Raw genomic sequence first — 269 nt, 5'->3', positions numbered from 1 at the left:
ATCCGCCGCAGTGTGCGGATGATCCGGCAGGCAATCGCACCGCGGTTGGCGATCAGGACCTTGCTGAACAACGCTTGTGGCATCAGGCCGGATCGCACACGATCATGCGCACCGGGGTGGGGTTGAAGCCATTGCAGGGGTTGTTGATCTGCGGGCAGTTCGACACCACCACCTCGACATCCATCTCGGCGCGCAGGTCCACGGTCAGGCCGGGCGCGGAAATCCCGTCGACGATGCCCAGCGCACCATCGGCCTCCACCGGCACGTTC

1 protein-coding gene is annotated in these 269 nt (G+C 65.1%); it reads right to left on the bottom strand.

Going from position 1 to position 269, the window contains the following annotated elements:
- Window positions 1-82: 82 nt before the first annotated feature.
- The coding region (locus tag ABFX56_RS16120) for a DUF1989 domain-containing protein (RefSeq protein ID WP_346234368.1) at window positions 83-269 on the bottom strand (187 nt) is incomplete at its 5' end.

It is taken from the genome of Parafrigoribacterium mesophilum, from assembly GCF_039652555.1.
In the GTDB taxonomy this organism is placed as follows: domain Bacteria; phylum Actinomycetota; class Actinomycetes; order Actinomycetales; family Microbacteriaceae; genus Parafrigoribacterium; species Parafrigoribacterium mesophilum.
Note: the sequence above shows the minus strand (reverse complement) of the source record. Positions and strands in the feature narration are given on the sequence as shown.